Source organism: Yersinia entomophaga (genome assembly GCF_001656035.1).
In the GTDB taxonomy this organism is placed as follows: domain Bacteria; phylum Pseudomonadota; class Gammaproteobacteria; order Enterobacterales; family Enterobacteriaceae; genus Yersinia; species Yersinia entomophaga.
In genome coordinates, this window is the sequence record NZ_CP010029.1 from 2,801,602 (window position 1) to 2,820,687 (window position 19,086).

The following is a 19,086-nucleotide window of genomic DNA, read 5'->3' on the forward strand; positions in this document are numbered from 1 at the left end:
CACCGCAATGATAAATTGGTGTAAGTTCGCTGAGATTGTCCGATTGTAAAAATGGCCCGATTCCGCAAAGAATCAGGCCATTTTTTTACCCCAAAATCAGGCTAATGAATCACTACAGGCTGCCCGGCGTGCGGGTATTATTGCGAGTTGGCGTGTTCACGCTGCGGCCAGCGCGCCCCAGCGTTTCCATTCGAACCTGGAACGGTGGGAACGGCAGAACAATACCATGCTCGCGGAAGCCTTCCAGAATCAGTTGATGTATTTCGTGGCGCATTGGCAAGCGATGAAGCATTTCGGCGGCATAGATACGCAACTCGAAAATCTGAATGCCTTGCTGTAGATCCATCAGGAATGCTTCTGGCCCAGGGTTATCCAAGACCATGGAACAACGTCTGGCGGCGGTAAGCAGCAGTTCGGTCACTTCTTCGCTATTGGCTTCGGCCGGAGCCGGTACTGTTAAGACCACGCGAGTAATAGGATCGGACAGTGACCAGTTAATGAACTGCTCGGTGATAAAGGCCTTATTCGGCACGATAATCTCTTTGCGATCCCAGTCGGAAATGGTGGTGGCGCGGGTATTGATTTTGGTTACGCTACCGGTTAAATCGCGAATAGTTACGGTATCGCCAATACGAATCGGTTTTTCAAATAGAATGATCAGCCCAGAGACGAAGTTGGCAAAAATTTCCTGTAAGCCAAAACCTAACCCTAAACCGAGAGCGGCGACCAGCCATTGAAATTTCGCCCATTCAATCCCCAGTAGTGAAAAGCCTAATAGGCCACCGAACAAAATCACCAGATATTTGGTTATTGTCGAAATGGCATAACCGGTGCCGGGCGTCAGGTCCAGATGCTGTAATAGCGCCAGTTCCAGCAGGGCAGGCAGGTTCCGCACTAACTGAGTCGTCACGATTATGACCAGAATGGCGATGATCAGCGATCCCATAGTGATCGGCTGGATGGATTCGACGCCGTTGATAGTCGAAGAAACATCCCATAGGCGAATATTTTCCAGGAAACCAAAGGCTGAATGGATCTCTGACCACAGGAAGATCACTGAAACCAGCGCGATCATAGTGAGTATGGAACGAACCAGACGCAGCGATTGAGCGCTGATCACGTCCAGATCAATAACCGGCTCATCAACATCGACCGACCCCTCGGAACTATTCGTATGCGGCGTATCTTCTTCACCTCTGGCACGCTGCGCCAGGATATCGGCCCGACGCTGTTTAGCACGGTCAAAGGCAATACGGCGGCGCTGAATCAGCATCCAGCGGCGAATAATATGGTAAATCACCAGCAGGAAGAACCAGATGGCGACGGAGGTTTCCAGACGAGCCAGCAGCGCCTGAGACGTGGTGAGATACCCCATCAGCGAGGCCAGCGCGGCAATCAGCGGAGCGGAAAGCAGCAGCCCCCACAGCGCCTGATTGATCTTATTCTCTCCCGAACCTTTTTTATCCAGATACAGCGGAATACCGGCACGTTTCAGACTGTTGGTGACCAGACTTAGTGCGATACACAACAGGACAAAGCACAGTCGGCCTAATGTGCCGGCGAATTCGCGGTCGTTATAATTCTCGAAGGTTATCAACGCCATCATCAACGGAATAATCAGCCATACCGACATACGGTAAAAGCGCATCGCACGCGCGACCTGATCTGGCGCCCAGCGGAAATGGGTGATAAACAGGCCGTGAGGATGAGCAAAAGCGGCGCTGATCATAAACACCCACAGTACCGGAACCGTGGCGGTCACTGCGTTGCCAATGGCAATCGCCATCGGGTAGGACCACGCGTTTTGCAACCCGTAACCCAGCGCCGCCCAGAGCACAGGAAGCGGCAAGGCCACCAGAATCGACCAGAAAACGGTGCGCAGCGTTAATGAAAACTGATCTTGCGTAACTTTGCCGACCCGGCTGCTGGCTCGCTCCAAAAACGCATGATAATGGCGACGGGAGCTGACGCTAAAGCTGACAAACAGCAGCGCGGCGATAATCGGAATCAGCGTTTCCTGACTGGTCATCATCATCACAAAGGCACCGCTGAGCTGGGATAAGGTATCCAGCGAAAGCAGGCGCGTCAGGTCACGAGCGACATCGATCGGATAAGACAAGGAAATTGGGCTAACGTCCGCAACCCAAAACAGATAGCGGTGGGTCGCCTCGCGGATTTCATTCAGGGCATCAACCAATTGACTATTGGCGACTTTCAGCTTGGTCAGTTCGAGAATCTGCGTGTCATAGCCAGAAAGCAGTGAATTTAGCAGTTCTCGCTGGGTGCGTAGCTGAGCGTCCATAATGCGTTGTTGCTGAACCGTCAGCGGCGTACCGTCGTCCTGCGTCGCTTTGGTTCCTTTTTGCTGCTGCTCCAGCATCCCTTCATAGGTCAGACGCTGAACTCGAAGCTGAGCCATATCTCTATCTAACTGTTGAGATTTTGGCATTTCAGGCAAGCGGGCTACGTGCGCTCGTAGGGTTTCCCCCAGTGCAGTAGAAATACCCAGCCATTGCGCCTGTTCGCGAATGGTGCTGAGAGTCTGCCGAACTCGCAGAGTGTCTGCCGCCGCCTGACGTTGTTGAGAGGAAATCAGGTCCATGCGCTGAGCCTGACTGTTCAGCGCGCGGGATAAATCTCGGTTGGTTTCTAGCTGCTGGCTGATGGAGGCCGGCAGATCGCCACCTTGTTCCGCCAGTAATTCGGTGCGTTCCAGCGCTCTTTCCGCTTCAAGCTGGCGCTGATTATTCAAATTGTTACGCAATGTCTGCAATAAGGTGTCTGTCCGCTCATGGTTCTTTTTATATACTTCGGCGCGCATGCGGGACAATTCTTGCCGGTTATTGGCAGAAAGCTGAGAAAGCTCCAGCTCATTCACTTTGGCTTTACGAGCCGTAACTTCCGCCTGTAATAGTGCAAATTGCGCCTGCGCCAGCGGAGAGGTTGGTGAGTTTTGAGATTGCAGACGCGTCGTGGCTTCACCTAATAGGCGGCGGGCATCTGATTGTTGTTGAGGAAGTTGCCCCAGAGAGTCGCTAATTTCCCGCAAACGATCCTGTTCTTGCTGCATTTGACGGGAAAGTTCCAGCAGTTGGCTGCTGGTTTGCAGGATTTGCTGCTCCATCTCATTGGTCGATAAATTGGTTGGCACCGGCAGCGGTTTTTCGCTATCCGGCGTCAACTGTTGACGTAACTCTCTGGTTAATTTGGGGAAATCATCAATGACTTTCTGGTATTGCTGTGCCCGTTCGTCGGACTCTTTCGCATCATTAAGCCAGTTGATAGCACCTTGCAGCGCCTGAACAATTTCCGCCTGGTTGGCGGCGCCTTTATTCGCCTCAGCCTGCTTCAGCTCTTGTCTGAGCTGAGCCTCATTAGGCTGAGTTGCCGCATAAAGCGGCAGAGAGAGAAAAATACCAAGCAGGAATGTGGTTATCAGGCGCACGTTATGCTTCCTTAAATCAAGTTACGCCATAAAGCGTTAGGTTAGCACGGAGGCGTCGGTGGAACGGCTTCTGCCAGTAGCTCACCCATACGGGTGATGGAGCCACTGTTTAGCTGCGGAGCCAGATACACTTTGCCTGATGCAAATAGGTTAATAACCGTTGAGCCCAGCTTGAAGCGACCCATTTCCTGCCCTTTCTCCAATGCAATCGCCCCTTCTTCACCGGCCTGCGGGTAGGTCCAGCGGCGGATAACCCCTTCGCGGGTTGTATTGGTTGTTCCTGCCCAAACGGTTTCAATGCTACCGACAATGGTGGCACCGACCAGAATCTGCGCCATCGGGCCAAAAGCGGTATCAAAGATACAGATCACGCGTTCGTTACGGGCAAACAGGTTAGGGACATTGGCTGCGGTCAGCGGATTGACGGAGAATAAATCCCCAGGTACATAGATCATTTCACGTAGTACGCCGTCACAAGGCATATGCACTCGGTGATAATCGCGCGGCGCTAAATACGTGGTGATAAAGGTGCCGTTCTTGAATTCTTCAGCCAACAGGTAGTTACCGGCCAGTAAAGCTTCCAGCGTGTAATTGTGGCCTTTTGCCTGCAAGATTTGGTCTTCGCGGATAGCGCCAAGCTGACTGACGGCGCCGTCAGCAGGCTGTGCCAGCGCATTGTCTTCCGCCACCACAGGGCGTGCATCCGGGCGTAACGGACGAACGAAAAATTCGTTGAAAGTGGCATAAGCGGTGAATTCTGGGTTCTGCGCTTCTTTCATATCTACGTTATAGAAACGGGCAAAGCCTTTAATAACCAGTTGAGTCAACCAGCCGCCTTTTTTGTCTGCACCCCAGCCAGCCAGGCGCGTAAGTCCTTGCTTCGGAAGTAAATATTGCAGTCTGATTTTGATGCTATCCAGCACGAGAACCTCTTGGATTAGGCATTAGCCATTAGATAAAAGGGGCGCATTGTAACGTTCGGCGCCCGCAATGTCAGTTATTCAGAATCTGAAAGCGGTTTGCGTGGTTTGACTTGTTCCATGCTTTCCAGAATTCGATGGTAGTTATCGAAACGCTCTTCGGCAATATCACCGCGCTCCACCGCTTCGCGCAGGGCGCAGCCGGGATCGGTGGTATGGCTGCAATCTCGGAATTTGCAATGACCAATGTAGTTGCGGAATTCGACAAACCCTTGCGTGATTTGTTCCGGTGCTAAATGCCACAGGCCAAATTCGCGCACTCCAGGTGAATCGATCACATCGCCGCCGTGCTGGAAATGATACAAGCGCGCGGCGGTGGTGGTGTGTTGTCCTAAACCTGAGTTATCGGAAACTGCGTTGACCAAAATTTGCGTATCGCTTGGTGGTAACAGGGCGTTCAGCAGGCTGGATTTACCCACGCCGGATTGGCCGGCGAAAATGCTGATACGGCCAGCCAGCGCCTGTTCAAAGGCTGCCATCCCTTCGCGAGTCTGGCTAGACACTTCCAGTACCTTGTAATCGATACGGCGATAGATATCCATCATGCCATCGACGAATTTGCGGCCTTCGGCATCCAACAGATCGACTTTATTCAGTACGATCAGCGGTTCTACGTCCAGCGTTTCACAGGCCACCAGATAGCGATCGATAATATTGAGTGAGAGTTCCGGCAAAATGGCCGAGACGATCACGATTTGATCGATGTTAGCGGCGATCGGCTTCACGCCGTCGTAAATATCAGGACGGGTTAAAACCGAAGTACGTTCATGTACCGCTTCAACAATACCTTTAACTCGAACACCTTCCTGCTGAATACCCGGTCGCCAAACGACACGGTCACCGGTTACCAAAGAGGTAATGGTGCGACGGATATTACAACGGTGTTGGGTGCCATCAGTGGCTTCAACGTCGGCGTGCTGACCGAAACGGCTGATTACGATACCTTCTTGCGCATCGCCAAGCTGAGAGTCATCTAACTCAGGTTTTCTATCAGTGCGTAGCCGGCGCTGATGGTTAGCCTGCACGCGGCGTTGTTGACCTTTGGACAGTTTATTCTTGCTCACTGCGCCTCACTTGAATCTGCATTTATCGCTCGTTGCGACTAAAAGAACTATGATACACATAATTTTATCATTTAACCGTTTGTTCGGTTGATCCCCCCGATGAATAGGCAGGAAATATCATGGCAGGAAATGAAAATAATCTGATCTGGATTGATCTGGAAATGACCGGTCTCGATCCAGAGCGGGATCGGATTATTGAGATCGCAACGTTGGTAACGGATGCCAATCTTAATATTCTGGCAGAAGGCCCGGTTTTGGCGGTGCATCAGTCTGATGAGCAACTGGCGCTAATGGATGAGTGGAATGTGCGTACTCATACCGGTAGTGGTCTGGTTGAGCGGGTAAAAGCCAGCCCATTCAACGACCATGATGCAGAAATGCAGACCATTGCTTTCCTCGAACAATGGGTGCCGGCCGGCAAATCGCCTATCTGCGGTAACAGCGTGGGTCAGGATCGCCGCTTCCTGTTCCGCTATATGCCTGCGCTGGAAGCTTATTTCCACTATCGCTATCTGGACGTCAGCACATTGAAAGAGCTGGCTCGCCGTTGGAAACCGGAAATCCTGCCGGGCTTTAAAAAGCAAAATACGCACCAGGCGCTGGACGATATTCGTGAATCTGTGGCGGAACTGGCTTATTACCGCGAACATTTTATCCAGCTTTAGTCTTTAATAGATAAAATCTGGTTTAAACACGGCAGAATCTTGTTCTCAGTACTATGATTCTGTCGTGCAAATCACGGGTTTTAAGCGCTTAGCCGATTTATTCAACACCCGTCGCTGGCAAAAAGTACATATTGTTGATTTAATCGACACTTGAACGAAAAAATGATTTTTTTGCTTTCAGGGGCTTGCAGCAAAACGGAATTCTCGTATAATGCGCACCCCGTACCGATGAAGATTTTCGCCAGTTAGCGAGATCGAATTTAGTACGTAGAGCGGGAATAGCTCAGTTGGTAGAGCACGACCTTGCCAAGGTCGGGGTCGCGAGTTCGAGTCTCGTTTCCCGCTCCAAATTTTTCAAGTAGTGGCAGAAGCTAACGATGTCGGCGAACCATTCGCTAATATCTGTGATGCGGGAATAGCTCAGTTGGTAGAGCACGACCTTGCCAAGGTCGGGGTCGCGAGTTCGAGTCTCGTTTCCCGCTCCAATCTTCAGCCATGAATACCAAATGCCGTCAAACAGACAGCAGGGTGCATCAGCATCTCAATGCGGGAATAGCTCAGTTGGTAGAGCACGACCTTGCCAAGGTCGGGGTCGCGAGTTCGAGTCTCGTTTCCCGCTCCAATTTTATCTTCATCTCCAAAATAATTATCCACAGACAGTTCGCGCTTTTTGTCGTGCCTTTCACAGAATGTATTAACTTCTTCAACAGACTTATCCACAGATTCTGTATTTTTTATATACTGATGCTAATTAAACCAATGGCTATTGCCTAAATTTAACTATTTGTTTTAATTGTTTATTTATTTATGGGAAAACGTTATGGCGATCTCTTGCGCTTTTTTTCCCACTTGATTGGCAAGGCATTTTTATTTTTATGCACAGGGCGCTTGACAGGTTTATTACGGAAAAACCCGCGATTGAAAAGTTATCATGCGTCTCGCGGCAGCCCTTTCTCAATGGCTCGAACCAGCCTCTTTTTCTGCGATGACTGCACTTCAACACTTTGTTCTGCCCGCCGCGCCAACTGCCGCTCGATAGCCCAGACGATATGCTCATCCAACATAGGGTCGATGCCTTTGCGACTTTCCAGCGCCAGCACAATTTCATCCTGATAGGCGGCATTTCCCAAAGCCACCGAGATATTACGTAGCCAGCGCAGATGCCCAATACGGCGGATCGCGGAACCTTCGGTGACTCGTAGAAACTTTTCTTCATTCCAGGCGAACAGATCCAGCAGCTTTGGCGTATGTAATACCGCACGCGGGCTGAAATCTTCCTCCTCTGTTAGTTGAGAGAAGCGGTTCCACGGGCAAATCAGTTGGCAATCATCACAGCCATAAATACGATTTCCCATTAACGGTCTAAATTCTTCGGGAATAGCGCCTTCCAACTCAATGGTGAGATAGGAAATACAGCGGCGAGCATCCACGGTGTAAGGCGCGACAATGGCCCCGGTTGGACAGGTCGTCATGCAAGCCACGCAGCGGCCACACTGTTCCTCTTGCGGTTGATCGATTGGCAACGGCAAATCAATCAGTAATTCCCCAAGGAAGAACCAGGAGCCAGACTCGCGATTAAGAATAAGTGAGTGCTTGCCAACCCAGCCAATACCCGCTTTGGCAGCGAGTGAACGTTCCATTATCGGAGCTGAGTCGACAAACGGACGAAAATTGACGCCGTTTTCACTCGATTGCTGTGCGCAATACTCCTGAATCTGATCGCCCAATTTCTTTAACCGTTGCCGCAATAGCTTGTGATAGTCGCGTCCCAAGGCATAGCGGCTGACATAGCCCAATTCTGGATTGCTCAAAGTGCTGGCAAAGGCGGCTTTGGCTGGCAGGTAGTTCATGCGCACGCTGATAACCCGCAGCGTACCGGGCAGCAGTTCATGGGGGCGCGCCCGCAACATACCGTGGCGCGCCATCCACGCCATTTCACCGTGGTATTGCTTGTCTAACCACGCCTGCAAACGAGGTTCTTCCGCAGAAAGATCGGTATCGCAGATGCCAACCTGCTGGAAACCTAGCGATTGCCCCCATTGCTTGATATGTTGGGCTAATTGATTCAGATCGAGGGGGTGTGTCATGACGGACCATAGTAAGAAACAAAACGGCCTAAGTTTACCACACTCTGTTTTTTCTGCGGACTGGGTCAGGCAACATGAAAGCGTTGCTGCTGCCGCTTTGTCACTTTCTCTGTTTGAACTGATGGTTAGAGCCGGTGAAGCCGCTTTTGCTCTGGCTCGCCAATATTATCCTGCGAGCCGACACTGGTTGATTCTGTGCGGTCATGGCAATAACGGCGGGGATGGATATATCCTGGCTGCCCGCGCTCAAGCGGCGGGTTTGAAAGTGACATTAATTGCCTGTGAGGGCAATCGTCCATTGCCTGCCGAAGCTGCTCTGGCGCGTGAGCAGTGGTTATCGGCGGGGGGGAATATTTTTCCTCAGGATAGTCTTTGGCCGCAGGATATTGATTTAATTATCGATGGGCTGCTGGGCACCGGCTTACGTGCCGCGCCACGAGGCAGTTACGCTACTTTAATTGAAATGGCGAATAGATATCGGGCGCCTAAACTCGCGCTGGATATTCCTTCTGGCTTAGGGGCGGAAACCGGCGCTGCTCCTGGCGTAGTGATTCGAGCCGAGCATACGCTGACGTTTGTGGCGCTAAAACCAGGGTTATTGACCGGGCAGGCGCGTGATTGGGTCGGTCAGTTGCATTGCGACGATCTGGGTTTGTCCCCATGGCTTGATCAGCAAATGCCGCACATTGAGAGAATTACCTCTGATAACCTCAGCAAATGGTTGAAACCGAGGCGACCTTGTTCTTACAAAGGTGAGCAAGGTCGTCTATTGTTGGTAGGGGGTGATAAAGGTTTGGGGGGCGCAATACGGATGGCGGGAGAATCCGCACTACGCAGCGGTGCTGGATTGGTGCGAGTGCTTACTAACATCGATCATGTTGCTCCTCTACTCACTGCTCGTCCTGAACTTATGGTACAGGCACTCAGCGATGATTTATTGATTGAGGCTATCGATTGGGCAGACACTTTGGTTATTGGACCGGGGCTGGGGCAAGGAGATTGGGGCAGGAATGCTCTGAAATTACTGCAACAGAGTGATAAACCTGCGTTATGGGACGCAGATGCGCTCAACTTGCTGGTATTAAATCCGCTGAGGCGTCAGAATCGAGTGTTGACCCCTCATCCCGGTGAAGCGGCTCGTTTGCTCGGTTGTACCGTCGCTGAAATTGAGAGTGATCGCTTACTTTCAGTTCGTCGACTGGTAGAGACATACGGCGGCGTAGTGGTACTAAAAGGTGCCGGTACGTTGATAGCCAGCGAGCAGGGCGAAATGGCGATAGCCGATGTGGGGAATGCGGGCATGGCGACCGGCGGTATGGGCGATATTTTGTCCGGTATCATCGGCGGTTTGATAGCGCAAAAGCTGGTGCTGTATGATGCGGCTTGCGCAGGTTGTGTGGTCCACGGCGCGGCAGCCGATCAACTGGCTGAACAACAAGGCACCCGGGGTTTACTGGCGACAGATTTATTGCCGGTTATTCCGAACTACGTTAATCCTGAGTTAGCAAAATAGATATCAAGAATGAAAGAACTCGTTTTACCTTTGCCTGATGAGGCAGCAACCGTTGCATTGGGGGCTCGTTTGGCGCAAGCCTTCGAAGGTGCCAGCGTTATTTATCTGTTCGGCGATTTAGGTGCCGGAAAAACTACATTCAGCCGCGGCTTCCTGCAAGCTCTGGGACATCAAGGCCACGTAAAAAGCCCTACCTATACCTTGGTGGAGCCTTACGCACTGACGCCTCGGCCGGTTTATCATTTCGATCTTTACCGATTGGCGGATCCGGAAGAGCTTGAATTTATGGGAATTCGCGACTATTTCGATCGACAGGCTATTTGCCTGGTGGAATGGCCGCAGCAGGGCGAGGGCTTCTTGCCTAAGCCTGATATCGAATTACATTTGGACTATCAGCCGCAGGGGCGTGAAGCTCGGCTGGTAGCGCTGTCTGATTCTGGTGCGGATGTTCTGCACCGCTTAGCCGCTGCGCAAGGATAAACTGTCGATGATGCTTAGCTGGAGAGGCTATTTAGCCACCGCATTGTTGGTTGTTTCTAGCGTATTGGCCGCTCCGGCGGCATGGGCGATGAAGTTAACCGATATCAAAGTTACCAACGGTTCCGGCGAAAGTCAGATAACCCTGAGCTTCGACGGCAAACCGATTTATGCCTTCTTCCCGCTGAGCGGGCCGGAGCGCGTTGTGCTGGATATTCGTCAGAGCGGTAATCTTTCCGGTTTACCGCTGGAATTCAGTGGGCAGAATCTGTTGAAAAGAATTCGCTCCAGCCAGCCGAAAGACCCGCAAAGCACCCGATTGGTGTTTGAACTGACGCAAAAAGCCAAAACACGCGCAGTGACGCAGCAAGTGGGCAATCAATATAACGTGGTGTTCACCCTGACAGCCGCTGGTACGCCAGTACGTCAAACTCAAACGGTGACCACGGCGACGGCGACGCGACAGGCAACCAAGGCCACCGCCGGCAGTAATCCGTTCAATAATAAGCCAACGGTAGTGACCAGCAGCCCGACCATCACCACCTCAACCACGCGTCCGGTTAAAACCAGCGCGCCAGCCAGTAGCGATCGTGTGGTGGTGGCTATCGATGCTGGTCACGGCGGTCAGGATCCTGGCGCTATTGGGCAAAATGGTCTGAAAGAGAAAAACGTGACCCTCTCCATTGCCCGTAAGCTGGAGACATTACTCAATAATGACCCGATGTTTAAACCGGTGTTGACGCGCAACGGCGACTATTTTATCTCGGTGATGGGGCGTTCAGACGTGGCGCGTAAGCAGGCTGCCAACGTGCTGGTTTCCATTCATGCCGATGCGGCACCGAATCGCAGCGCCAACGGTGCTTCTGTCTGGGTACTGTCTAACCGTCGCGCGAACAGTGAAATGGGCAACTGGCTGGAGCAGCATGAGAAGCAATCTGAGCTGCTGGGCGGAGCGGGTGACGTACTCGCCAACACTTCAGCCGATCCTTATCTCAGTCAGGCGGTGCTGGATTTACAATTTGGTCACTCCCAGCGGGTGGGTTACGACGTAGCGGTAAAAGTGCTACATGAGCTTCAAGCCATTGGTTCTATTCATAAACGTAGGCCGGAACACGCCAGTCTTGGCGTGTTGCGTTCACCGGACATTCCCTCTTTATTAGTGGAAACCGGCTTTATCAGTAATGGTACGGAGGAGCGGCTGCTCGGCAGCAGTGCGTATCAGGATAAAATTGCCCAAGCGATTTACAAAGGCTTGCGCAGTTATTTCCTGTCGCATCCGCTACAAGCCGACCCAAAGGTCGAAAACCGTCCGCTGGGCGCAACAGCGGCGGTTGAAAGGTCAGCGCGTCAAAGTGGTGTTAATCAGCCTGGCCCGGTAGTCAGTGCGGTCAGCAGTGGGGGGAAAGCCACCATTAGCGGTAAATCGCTGATTCACATGGTAAAACGGGGTGAAACTCTATCCGGCATTGCCAGCCAGTACGGTGTCAGTATGGCGGCGATGCGGCAGAATAATACGCTGAAGAAAGACGTGGTATGGGTTGGGCAGCGCCTGCGAATTCCCGCATCTGGCAGCGCGGTAGCTAGCGTCGCCAAGGTGCCTGCGGTGAAGAAAATCAGCCCGGCCAAACCGATCAAGCATCAGGTTAAACGCGGGGATACTTTATCCGCTATTGCGGCGAAATATGGTGTATCTCAAAGTGAGATTCAACGCGTGAATAAGCTGAAGTCTGGTTCGGTACAACTCGGCCAAACGCTCACCATTCCACAGTCTTAACCGAAGGGATTTGTTATGCCGATTCAGATATTACCGCCACAACTCGCCAACCAAATTGCCGCCGGTGAAGTGGTAGAGCGGCCTGCGTCGGTAGTAAAGGAGTTGGTGGAAAACAGTCTGGATGCTGGTGCCACGCGAATCGATATTGATATTGAGAAAGGTGGCGCAAAATTAATCCGCATCCGTGATAACGGCTGTGGGATAGCTAAAGACGACTTATCGCTGGCGTTAGCGCGCCATGCAACCAGTAAAATCAGTTCGTTGGAAGATCTGGAGGCCATTCTCAGCATGGGCTTTCGCGGTGAGGCGTTGGCCAGTATTAGCTCGGTTTCCCGTTTGATGCTGACCTCGCGTACCGCCGAACAGAACGAAGCCTGGCAGGCTTACGCCGAAGGGCGGGATATGGCGGTGACCATCAAACCCGCCGCCCATCCGGTAGGCAGTACGCTGGAAGTGCTGGATTTGTTTTATAACACGCCAGCGCGGCGTAAATTTATGCGCACGGAAAAAACCGAATTCGGCCATATTGATGAAGTGGTACGCCGCATCGCGTTGGCGCGCTTCGACGTGGCGATTCACCTCACTCACAACGGCAAGCTGGTTCGCCAATATCGAGCGGCCCCAGATCCTTCGCAGCATGAACGTCGTTTGGCCAGTATTTGCGGCCCGGCCTTCCTGCAACATGCGCTGGCGATTTCATGGCAGCACGGTGATTTGAATATTCGTGGCTGGGTGGCCGACCCCAGCGCTGCCCGAACGCCTAGCGAGATGCAATATTGCTATGTCAATAATCGCATGATGCGCGATCGGCTGATTAATCACGCTATCCGTCAGGCTTATCAGGATCTGCTAAAAGACGATCAGCAGCCCGCTTATGTGTTGTATCTGGATATTGATCCTCATCAGGTGGATGTGAATGTTCATCCGGCCAAGCATGAAGTTCGCTTCCATCAGGCACGTTTGGTCCATGATTTTATCTATCAGGCGGTGACCAGCGTTTTACAGCAAAGCGCAGAACCAGCGCTGATTGTCTCCGAAGATGGCGAAATTGAAGCCCCGCGCTGGCAGCCGGAGAATCGGGTGGCCGCTGGTGGAAATAAATACGCTCAGCCACAGCCGGAAAAAACAGCCATTCAGCAGCAATACGTGGCTCCACGGGTTGCCAATACGGGTTCTCATACTTCTGCACGTGAGCCTCGAGCGCCAGCCTATACGCCGCCAGCGCCTTATCAAAAACAGCAGGGTGAACTGTATCGCGAATTGCTGAAACCGGCTCCTGCGACGGATAAGTTGCCAGAACAACAGCCTGCGGCAGTGATAAAAAGCAGAAAGGATGAAGAACCGCTGCGCAGCGGACAATACAGCTTTGGCCGGGTATTGACGGTGCTGCCACCCTGCTACGCGGTGATAGAATATGGTCAGGGCTTGGCATTGCTTTCTCTAACGGTTGCCGAACGCTGGCTGAAACAGGCGCAGCTTAATCCGCCAGAGGAAGGGTTGCGTCCGCAGCCGTTGTTGATTCCGCTTAAACTGACTTTGGATAAAAACGAAGCCACGGCCTGCCAGCATCACCAGAAATTATTGATTACCATGGGAATCGAACTGGCGATTGAACACGGACGAGCGACGCTACGTGCAGTATCTTTACCATTACGCCAACAAAATTTACAAAAACTGATACCGGAACTGTTAGGCTATCTGTCGCAACATAAGGAGATGTCGCCGGAGGTACTTGCCACCTGGATTGCCCGCCGCCTTGGCAGTGAGCATGAGGTCTGGAATGTATCCCAAGCGATACAATTATTGACGGATGTCGAACGTCTTTGTCCGCAGCTGGTGCAATCACCCCCTGCCGGGCTTTTACAACCTATTGATATACAGGCCGCATTGGCAACTTTAACCCATGAGTCATACTGAGAATTTGAACCGGCCCCCAGCTATATTCGTGATGGGGCCGACCGCTTCCGGCAAAACGGCGCTTTCTATTGCGCTGCGTCAACATTTGCCTGTGGAGCTTGTCAGCGTGGATTCCGCGCTAATTTATCGCGGTATGGATATCGGTACCGCCAAGCCCAGCGCAGAAGAGCTGGCGCTGGCTCCCCACCGATTAATCGATATTCGCGATCCGGCTGAATCCTACTCGGCCGCTGATTTCCGTAAAGATGCTCTGAAAGAAATGGCTGAAATTACCGCCGCCGGGCGTATTCCGCTGCTGGTGGGGGGCACGATGTTGTACTTCAAGGCGCTGTTAGAGGGACTGTCTCCGTTGCCTTCTGCCGATCCAGAGGTGCGCCAGCGCATTGAGGCACAAGCCGCTGAACGAGGTTGGGAAGCTCTGCATCAGCAACTGACTGAAATCGATCCGGTTTCTGCCGTGCGGATTCATCCCAATGATCCCCAGAGACTTTCTAGAGCACTGGAAGTTTTTTTTATTTCGGGTAAAACTTTAACGGAACTGACTAAAATTTCGGGTGAAACCTTACCTTATCAGGTTCACCAATTTGCGATTGCGCCTGCTAGCCGCGAGTTATTGCACCAGCGTATTGAATTACGTTTTCGTCAGATGCTGGATGCAGGATTTGAAACCGAGGCTCGGGCGCTTTTTAACCGTGGAGATTTGCATACGGACTTGCCTGCCATTCGCTGTGTTGGTTATCGCCAGATGTGGTCTTATCTCGCTGGTGAGATTGATTATGACGAAATGGTTTTCCGCGGAATTTGTGCGACGCGTCAGTTGGCAAAGCGACAAATGACCTGGCTACGAGGTTGGGAATCTGTTCATTGGCTCGACAGTGATAAGCCGGAACAGGCTTTAGACTCTGTAATACAGGTTGTTAGTGCATAGGTTGAATGATTGTGTACAATTGATTAGTACTCAGCGCGCAGATTTTTTTTACGCAGTTTATTTTCGAGCCGATAGGTTCTTAGTTAAAAACAACAAGCAAATAAGGAAAATATAGAATGGCTAAGGGGCAATCTTTGCAAGATCCGTTCCTGAACGCATTGCGTCGTGAACGGGTTCCGGTTTCTATTTATTTAGTGAATGGCATTAAACTGCAGGGCCAAGTTGAGTCTTTCGATCAGTTTGTCATTCTGTTGAAAAACACAGTTAGCCAGATGGTATATAAGCACGCTATCTCTACTGTTGTCCCGTCTCGCCCGGTATCGCATCACAGCAATAATCCGAGTGGCGGCACCAATAATTATCATGGTAGTAATCCGTCTGCGCCGCAACAACAGCAGCAGGATAGCGATGACGCTGAATAAAGCGTATTGCTGGTCAACCATGACGGAGAGCATAAGCAACATTGATTGTCTTATGTTCTCCGCACTAGCGGTTTTTACCCGTTTGAGAGGTTGCACGCTTGTTTGACCGTTATGAAGCCGGTGAGCAGGCCGTACTGGTTCATATCTATTTCTCGCAAGACAAAGACACAGAAAATCTCAGCGAATTCGAATCGTTGGTATCTTCTGCTGGCGTAGAGGCACTGCAAATTGTGACGGGCAGTCGCAAAGCGCCTCATCCCAAATACTTTGTCGGTGAAGGAAAGGCCGAAGAAATTGCAGATGCCGTTAAGGCCAGTGGCGCATCTGTTGTCCTGTTTGATCACGCACTTTCCGCCGCGCAGGAGAGGAATCTTGAGCGCCTGTGTGAATGTCGGGTGATCGATCGTACCGGATTAATTTTAGATATCTTTGCCCAACGGGCGCGTACTCATGAAGGTAAGTTGCAGGTTGAATTGGCGCAATTGCGTCATATTGCAACTCGACTGGTACGCGGCTGGACGCACCTTGAGCGTCAAAAAGGCGGGATTGGCCTGAGAGGGCCGGGGGAAACCCAACTAGAGACCGACCGCCGTTTGTTACGTGACCGCATTAGCTTGATCCTCAATCGCCTAGAGCGCGTGGCCAAGCAGCGTGAGCAAAACCGACGCGCTCGCAACCGGGCTGAAATACCGACTGTTTCGCTGGTAGGATATACCAATGCCGGCAAGTCCAGCCTGTTTAACCGAATTACGTCTGCCGATGTTTACGCAGCCGACAAACTATTTGCCACGCTGGATCCAACGCTGCGCCGTATTAATGTGGCGGACGTTGGCGATACGGTATTGGCGGATACTGTAGGATTTATTCGACATTTGCCGCACGATTTGGTCGCCGCATTCAAAGCGACATTACAAGAAACGCGGCAGGCTTCGCTGTTATTGCATGTGATTGATGCAGCTGATTCACGCGTGAGCGAGAATGTAGCCGCAGTCGACACCGTGCTAGCAGAAATTGAAGCGGACGAAATCCCTACGCTGTTAGTGATGAACAAAATCGATATGTTGGACGATTTCGAGCCGCGTATCGATCGCAACGAAGAAAACCTGCCGGTCAGGGTTTGGCTCTCAGCCGAAACCGGCGCAGGTATCCCGTTGCTCTTTCAAGCGTTGACGGAGCGTCTTTCTGGTGAAATCGCACACTATGAATTGAGCTTACCGCCTCAGGCTGGCCGTCTACGTAGCCGTTTTTATCAGCTTCAGGCAATTGAAAAAGAGTGGATAGAAGAGGGCGGGCATATCGGTATGGTGGTTCGACTGCCTATCGTTGAATGGCGTCGTCTCTGTAAACAAGAGCAGGAGCTGATCGACTACGTCGTTTAATTGGCCCTTTGGGTTAATGAAAGAGTCGGGTTTGATCGAACTTGTGAGATTGAGGGCCAGCTTCTTATAGGGAAGTGCGCTCTTGGCCTGAAGAAAACCAATCATAGAAGAATGGAGCTAAAACATGGCGTGGAATCAGCCCGGTAATAACGGACAGGACCGCGACCCGTGGGGGAGCAGCAATAATAATGGCGGCAACTCTGGCGGAAATAATAATAAAGGTGGCCGTGATCAGGGGCCGCCGGATCTGGATGATATCTTCCGCAAACTGAGCAAGAAACTGAGTAGTTTCGGCAAAGGTAGCGGAAGTGGTAACGGTGGCGCAACACAGGGTCCTGGCTTTAGCGGACGCATTGTGGGTATCGCTGCGGTAGCCGTTGTCGTCATTTGGGCCGCAAGTGGTTTCTATACCATTAAAGAAGCCGAACGTGGCGTTGTGACACGTTTGGGCAAACTGAGCCATATCGTTCAACCAGGTTTGAACTGGAAACCGACCTTCATCGATGAAGTGACCCCGGTAAACGTTGAATCCGTGCGCGAATTGGCCGCTTCAGGCGTGATGCTGACATCCGATGAGAACGTAGTTCGCATCGAAATGAACGTTCAGTACCGTGTAACCGATCCGGCAGCTTATCTGTTCAGCGTAACCAACCCTGATGACAGTCTGCGTCAGGCAACGGACAGCGCAGTGCGTGGTGTTATCGGTAAATACACCATGGATAAGATTCTGACTGAAGGCCGCACCATCGTTCGTAGCGATACTCAGCGCGTATTGGAAGAAACCATTCGTCCATACAACATGGGTATTACTTTGCTGGACGTCAACTTCCAGGCCGCTCGTCCGCCGGAAGAAGTGAAAGCCGCCTTTGATGATGCGATTGCTGCACGTGAAAACGAACAACAGTACATCCGTGAAGCAGAAGCTTACGCTAACGAAGTTCAGCCACGTGCTAACGGTCAGGCGCAGCGTCTGTTAGAAGATGCTCGTGCTTATGCCGCGCGTAAGGTGCTGGAAGCGCAGGGTGAAGTCGCTGGCTTTGCCAAGTTGCTGCCAGAGTACAAGGCTGCACCAGAAATTACTCGTGAGCGTCTGTATATCGAAACCATGGAAAAAGTCCTGGGTCATACTCACAAAGTATTGGCTAACGACAAGAGTAATAATCTGATGGTGCTGCCATTAGATCAAATGCTGCGTGGACAGGCCGGTGCGGATAAAGCCGGTGCTAGCAAAGACTCAAGTCTGATTCGTTTGAATCCGTCTTCCTCTGCGGCAAGCAGTCCGGAGAAGAGCGCGACTAGCTCAGACTCTGGCTCTGTCATGGATCAGCGCCGGGCAAACGCCCAGCGTGACACTTCCACTCGCGTAGGGAGAGAATAATCAATGCGTAAGTCGATCTTATTCGTCGTGGCTGTGGTGCTGATTGCGCTCTATGCTTCATTATTCGTGGTACAGGAAGGCCAGCGCGGGATTGTGCTGCGTTTCGGTAAAGTACTGCGTGATAACGATAACAAACCTTTGGTGTACGCACCGGGGCTGCATTTCAAGATTCCTTTCATTGAAACAGTGAAGACCTTGGATGCGCGTATTCAGACCATGGATAACCAAGCTGACCGCTTCGTGACCAAAGAGAAAAAAGACCTGATTGTCGATTCATACCTGAAATGGCGTATCAGTGATTTTAGCCGTTACTATCTGGCAACCGGTGGTGGCGATATTTCTCAGGCAGAAGTGTTATTGAAACGTAAGTTCAGTGACCGCCTGCGTTCTGAAATCGGTCGTTTGGATGTGCGTGATATTGTTACGGATTCTCGTGGTCGCCTGACCTCTGATGTCCGCGATGCGCTGAATACCGGTACCGTAGATGACGAAGCCGTTACTACCGAAGCCGATAATGCGATTGCTTCCGTAGCTGCGCGTGTTGAAGAGGAAACCCGTGGCAAACAGCCTGCGGTGAATCCGAACAGCATGGCGGCACTGGGTATTGAAGTGGTTGACGTGCGTATCAAGCAAATCAACCTGCCGGCTGAAGTTTCTGATGCGATCTTCCAGCGTATGCGCGCTGAGCGTGAAGCGGTCGCTCGTCGTCACCGTTCACAAGGTCAGGAAGAAGCGGAAAAACTGCGTGCAACTGCTGACTACGAAGTGACTCGTACTTTGGCAGAAGCTGAGCGTCAGGCGCGTATTACTCGCGGCGGCGGTGATGCAGAGGCGGCTCGTCTGTTCGCAGATGCATTCAGTAAAGATCCAGATTTCTATGCCTTTATTCGTAGCCTGCGCGCCTATGAAAATAGCTTTAACAGCGGCAACGATGTGATGGTGTTGAGTCCGGACAGCGATTTCTTCCGCTATATGAAATCTCCGGATAATTCCAGCAAACGTCCGTAAGGGGGTTCGCGTGTGATGCAAGGCCCGTTAACGCGGGCCTTTTCTTTTT

General features: G+C 51.7%; 14 protein-coding genes and 3 tRNA genes. 13 read left to right on the forward strand and 4 right to left on the reverse strand.

What is annotated here, in order from left to right; translation table 11 throughout:
* Nucleotides 1-112 precede the first annotated feature (112 nt).
* From mscM to rsgA, 3 genes are all read right to left on the reverse strand, one after another.
* Nucleotides 113-3,445 carry a miniconductance mechanosensitive channel MscM gene (gene mscM / locus PL78_RS12735; protein WP_064516021.1) on the reverse strand — a complete coding sequence of 1,111 codons (3,333 nt, stop codon included), beginning with the start codon at nt 3,443-3,445 and terminating at the stop codon, nt 113-115.
* A gap of 41 nt (nt 3,446-3,486) precedes the next feature.
* Nucleotides 3,487-4,368, reverse strand: coding sequence for an archaetidylserine decarboxylase (gene asd / locus PL78_RS12740; protein WP_064516023.1), 882 nt, complete (start codon nt 4,366-4,368; stop codon nt 3,487-3,489).
* A 74-nt stretch (nt 4,369-4,442) separates the two neighbouring features.
* Entirely contained in the window at nt 4,443-5,489 is a 1,047-nt protein-coding gene (gene rsgA, locus PL78_RS12745) for a small ribosomal subunit biogenesis GTPase RsgA (RefSeq protein ID WP_064516025.1), read from the reverse strand.
* Nucleotides 5,490-5,608: 119 nt separating this feature from the next.
* On the opposite strand from rsgA, the gene orn reads away from it, so the two are divergent.
* From orn to PL78_RS12765, 4 genes are all read left to right on the forward strand, one after another.
* Nucleotides 5,609-6,154: an oligoribonuclease gene (gene orn, locus PL78_RS12750; protein WP_064516027.1), complete on the forward strand. Its 546-nt coding sequence runs from the start codon at nt 5,609-5,611 to the stop codon at nt 6,152-6,154.
* A gap of 272 nt (nt 6,155-6,426) precedes the next feature.
* Nucleotides 6,427-6,502: transfer RNA gene (locus PL78_RS12755), tRNA-Gly, on the forward strand.
* A 61-nt stretch (nt 6,503-6,563) separates the two neighbouring features.
* Nucleotides 6,564-6,639 (forward strand) — tRNA-Gly (locus PL78_RS12760).
* A 61-nt stretch (nt 6,640-6,700) separates the two neighbouring features.
* A tRNA-Gly gene (locus PL78_RS12765) sits at nt 6,701-6,776 on the forward strand.
* A gap of 307 nt (nt 6,777-7,083) precedes the next feature.
* Here PL78_RS12765 and queG read toward each other — a convergent pair.
* Nucleotides 7,084-8,241, reverse strand: a complete 1,158-nt coding sequence (queG, locus tag PL78_RS12770) for a tRNA epoxyqueuosine(34) reductase QueG (RefSeq protein ID WP_064516029.1) — start codon at nt 8,239-8,241, stop codon at nt 7,084-7,086.
* Between queG and nnr the strand changes: the two genes are divergently transcribed.
* The 9 genes from nnr (at nt 8,240) to hflC (ending at nt 19,037) form a co-directional block, all read left to right on the forward strand.
* The gene (nnr, locus tag PL78_RS12775; RefSeq protein WP_064516031.1) at nt 8,240-9,754 is read left to right on the forward strand and encodes a bifunctional ADP-dependent NAD(P)H-hydrate dehydratase/NAD(P)H-hydrate epimerase; all 1,515 of its coding nucleotides are present in this window, start codon (nt 8,240-8,242) and stop codon (nt 9,752-9,754) included. The genes queG and nnr overlap by 2 nt on opposite strands.
* A 9-nt stretch (nt 9,755-9,763) precedes the next feature.
* A complete protein-coding gene (gene tsaE / locus PL78_RS12780; protein ID WP_064516033.1) occupies nt 9,764-10,234 on the forward strand; it encodes a tRNA (adenosine(37)-N6)-threonylcarbamoyltransferase complex ATPase subunit type 1 TsaE in 471 nt (156 codons plus the stop codon).
* Between the two features lie 10 nt (nt 10,235-10,244).
* On the forward strand, nt 10,245-12,005 hold the full coding sequence (gene amiB, locus PL78_RS12785; protein ID WP_371112916.1) for an N-acetylmuramoyl-L-alanine amidase AmiB: 1,761 nt from the start codon (nt 10,245-10,247) through the stop codon (nt 12,003-12,005).
* 15 nt (nt 12,006-12,020) lie between these two features.
* Nucleotides 12,021-13,922 (forward strand): DNA mismatch repair endonuclease MutL, encoded by a 1,902-nt coding sequence (mutL, locus tag PL78_RS12790; protein ID WP_064516037.1) that lies wholly within the window; start codon nt 12,021-12,023, stop codon nt 13,920-13,922.
* Nucleotides 13,909-14,850: a tRNA (adenosine(37)-N6)-dimethylallyltransferase MiaA gene (miaA, locus tag PL78_RS12795; protein ID WP_071925589.1), complete on the forward strand. Its 942-nt coding sequence runs from the start codon at nt 13,909-13,911 to the stop codon at nt 14,848-14,850. The genes mutL and miaA overlap by 14 nt, the downstream gene beginning before the upstream one ends.
* Nucleotides 14,851-14,966: 116 nt before the next feature.
* Nucleotides 14,967-15,272 (forward strand): RNA chaperone Hfq, encoded by a 306-nt coding sequence (gene hfq, locus PL78_RS12800; RefSeq protein WP_064516041.1) that lies wholly within the window; start codon nt 14,967-14,969, stop codon nt 15,270-15,272.
* Nucleotides 15,273-15,370: 98 nt separating this feature from the next.
* A complete protein-coding gene (gene hflX, locus PL78_RS12805) occupies nt 15,371-16,651 on the forward strand; it encodes a ribosome rescue GTPase HflX (protein ID WP_049599277.1) in 1,281 nt (426 codons plus the stop codon).
* A 124-nt stretch (nt 16,652-16,775) separates the two neighbouring features.
* The gene (gene hflK, locus PL78_RS12810) at nt 16,776-18,029 is read left to right on the forward strand and encodes an FtsH protease activity modulator HflK (RefSeq protein WP_064516043.1); all 1,254 of its coding nucleotides are present in this window, start codon (nt 16,776-16,778) and stop codon (nt 18,027-18,029) included.
* Between the two features lie 3 nt (nt 18,030-18,032).
* Nucleotides 18,033-19,037: a protease modulator HflC gene (hflC, locus tag PL78_RS12815; protein ID WP_049599283.1), complete on the forward strand. Its 1,005-nt coding sequence runs from the start codon at nt 18,033-18,035 to the stop codon at nt 19,035-19,037.
* The last annotated feature ends 49 nt before the right edge of the window (nt 19,038-19,086 follow it).

Coding starts and splice junctions, on each gene's coding strand:
- nnr (WP_064516031.1), top strand. CDS start 8,240: ATGACGGACCATAGTAAGAAACAAAACGGCCTAAGTTTACCACACTCT.
- tsaE (WP_064516033.1), top strand. CDS start 9,764: ATGAAAGAACTCGTTTTACCTTTGCCTGATGAGGCAGCAACCGTTGCA.
- mutL (WP_064516037.1), top strand. CDS start 12,021: ATGCCGATTCAGATATTACCGCCACAACTCGCCAACCAAATTGCCGCC.
- miaA (WP_071925589.1), top strand. CDS start 13,909: ATGAGTCATACTGAGAATTTGAACCGGCCCCCAGCTATATTCGTGATG.
- orn (WP_064516027.1), top strand. CDS start 5,609: ATGGCAGGAAATGAAAATAATCTGATCTGGATTGATCTGGAAATGACC.
- hflC (WP_049599283.1), top strand. CDS start 18,033: ATGCGTAAGTCGATCTTATTCGTCGTGGCTGTGGTGCTGATTGCGCTC.
- amiB (WP_371112916.1), top strand. CDS start 10,245: ATGCTTAGCTGGAGAGGCTATTTAGCCACCGCATTGTTGGTTGTTTCT.
- queG (WP_064516029.1), bottom strand. CDS start 8,241: ATGACACACCCCCTCGATCTGAATCAATTAGCCCAACATATCAAGCAA.
- hflK (WP_064516043.1), top strand. CDS start 16,776: ATGGCGTGGAATCAGCCCGGTAATAACGGACAGGACCGCGACCCGTGG.
- hfq (WP_064516041.1), top strand. CDS start 14,967: ATGGCTAAGGGGCAATCTTTGCAAGATCCGTTCCTGAACGCATTGCGT.